The 2,950-nt window shown below is 71.9% G+C and carries 1 protein-coding gene; it reads left to right on the top strand.

What is annotated here, in order from left to right:
- Positions 1-2,950, top strand: a 2,950-nt coding sequence (gene eccCb, locus RWP81_RS15780; RefSeq protein ID WP_314457701.1) for a type VII secretion protein EccCb, incomplete at both ends; no start/stop codon positions are given.

The raw sequence follows: 2,950 nt of genomic DNA, 5'->3' as shown, positions 1-2,950 counted from the left end.
CACCAAACCCGGCCGACTGGTCGTCTTCGTCGACGAAGCCGATCACGCGGCATCCGCGGTCCCCCGTCTGGATGCCGCTCTCGACCTCACGGCGCTCGGCGTCACGGTCGTGCACCTCGTCGACGACCGGCTCAAGGAGCCGACGACGGTCGCCGTCCGCGTCACCGTCGACGGTGGCGTCGCCACCATCGAGACACCGGGGTCGGGAGAGGCCGCCGTCGACGGCATCCGGATCGATGCGTTCACCCCCGCCGCCCTCGAGATCGTCGCGCGTCCCCTCGCGGGTCTGCGCCTTCGCCGCACGTCGGCCGAAGAAACCGGCACCACCCTCGCCCCCGACGTGACGCAGCTGATCGGTGTGGACGACGTGGATGCCATCGACACCGCCGCCGCCTGGCGCACCCGCAGCGCTGCGGAGTTCCTCCGCGTGCCGATCGGCGTCGACGACCGCGGCGGACCGGTGCTGCTCGACCTGAAGGAATCGGCACAGCTCGGTATGGGGCCGCACGGCATCTGCATCGGCGCCACCGGCTCCGGAAAGAGCGAACTGCTGCGCACGCTCATCCTGGGTCTCGCGCTGACACACGCGCCCGACGATCTGAGCATGATCCTCGTCGACTACAAGGGCGGCGCCGCGTTCGCGCCCTTCGCGCGACTCCCGCATGTCGCCGGCATCATCGACAATCTCGCCGACGACCCCCAGCTCACCGAGCGCGCCCGCGCCAGCATCCAGGGCGAGGTCGTGCGCAGACAGCGACTGCTGAAAGACGCCGGCAACGCGGCATCCATCGGTCACTACCGACAGCTGCGCCGCGACCGCCCGGAACTCCCCGCCCTGCCGCACCTGTTCCTCGTCATCGACGAGTTCGGCGAGCTGCTCACCGCGGAGCCCGACTTCGTCGAACTGCTGCTGACCATCGGGCGCATCGGCCGCTCGATCGGCGTGCACCTGCTGCTGTCGAGCCAGCGCATCGAGGCCGGGCGCCTGCGCGGTCTCGACACCTACCTGTCGTACCGCATCGGACTCCGCACGTTCTCGGAGTCGGAATCGGCCGTCGTGCTCGACACCCCCGACGCGTTCCACCTGCCCGCCATCCCCGGCTTCGGCTACCTCAAGGTGGACACCTCGGTCTACACGCGCTTCCGCGCCGGATACGTCTCGGGCCCCGTCCCCGACCCCGTCGAGTCGGGACCCCGCCACGACGACGCCCCGCCCGTGCTGCCGCTCGGTGCCTACGATCTGCCCGAGGAGGCGTCCGAGGACGAGCTGATCGACAGCGCCGAGCCCGAGACGCCGACCACCGGTCGCACGCTCGTGCAGGCCGCGACCTCGCAGCTCGCGCGGGGAATCGCCCGCACCCGCCCGGTGTGGCTGCCGCCGCTGCCGCCCGTGCTGACCCTCGGCGGAGTGCTGCCGCAGGCCGACGGCGCGGGCACGCTGCGCGCACCGATGGGCTTGCTCGACGACCCGTCGACCCAGACGCAGGGGCCGTGGATGCTGGACCTCACGCGCTCGGGCGGACACGTCTCGATCACCGGTGCACCCCAGTCGGGCCGCTCGATGTTCCTGCGCACCCTCGCCGCCTCGCTCGCCTTCACGCACTCGCCGCGTCAGGTGAGCATCTACGGAATGGACCTCACCGGCGGTGGGCTTGCACGCATCGAGCCCTTCCCGCACGTGGGCGGTGTCGCCACGCGCGGCAACCGGGAGCGGCTCACGCGCCTCCTCGAGGAGCTCACGGGCATGCTCGCCGTGCGCGAGCGCGTGTTCCGCGATCACGGCCTGGACTCGCTCGCCGACATGCGCCGCCAGCATGCGGCCGGGCGCCTCCCCGATCTGCCGAGCGCCGACGTCGTGTTGCTCGTCGACGGCCTCGGCGCGCTGCGGCAGGACTTCGAAGACCTCGAGGCACCGCTCGGCCAGCTGCTGGAACGCGGCGGGAGCTTCGGCATCCACGTCGTCGTCGCCCTCTCGCGCTGGAACGAACTGCGCATGAATCTGCAGGGGCTCATCGGCACGCGTCTCGAACTCAAACTGAACGACCCGGCCGACTCGCAGATCGCCCGGAAGCTCTCGACGACGCTCCGTGCCGACGAGCCGGGCCGCGTGCTGACCGACGCGAAATTGTTCGCCCAGGTCGCCCTGCCCCTGCTCGAAGAGGTCGACGACGGCGACACCGGTGAAGCCCTCGAGCGGCTCGCCCGCGAGAGCGCGGCTCGCTGGGGCGGCCAGGGAGCGGCACCGATCCGCCTGCTGCCCGAGGTCCTGGATCCGGCCGATCTGCCCGACGCGATCGACGAACCGGATGCCGTCCCCCTCGGCCTCCGGCAGGACACGATGCAGCCCGTCACCCTCGACATTGCCACACGCGACCCGCACCTGCTGGTGCTCGGCGACAGCCGGTGCGGCAAGACGACGGCGCTCCGGGGCATCGTGCAGGGCGCGGTCGACCGGCACTCGCCGGAGGAACTCGTCGTCGCCCTCATGGACGCCCGCGGTGACCTGGCATCCGAGATCCCCGACGCCTACCTCGGCGGACACGCCACCTCCGGTCGGCAGGCTCGACTGCTGGCGGAGTCGATCGCCGTCGAGCTCGAGAAGCGGCAGAGCGACCGCGACTCGGGCCCGCGCATCCTCGTGGTCGCCGACGACTTCGACATCCTCGCCGCCGGCGGCACGGAGCCGTTGCGCCCCCTGCTGCCCTACCTGGCGTCGGCGCGCGACCTGCGGCTGAACGTGGTCGTGAGTCGCCCGGTCGCCGGCGCGTCGCGGGCGATGTTCGATCTGGCGCTGCAGGGCATCCGCGACACCGGCGGCACGACCCTCATCATGTCGGGCGACCGCTCCGAGGGTGCGCTGCTGCCGAAGCTGTACGCCGAGCCGATGATCGCCGGGCGCGGGCGCCTCGCCCGCCGCGGCGACCGGCCGACGCTCGTGCAGGTGGCGAAC

The organism is uncultured Microbacterium sp. (genome assembly GCF_963521695.1).
Taxonomy (GTDB): Bacteria; Actinomycetota; Actinomycetes; order Actinomycetales; family Microbacteriaceae; genus Microbacterium.
This window is presented reverse-complemented; position numbering and strand designations above follow the sequence as displayed.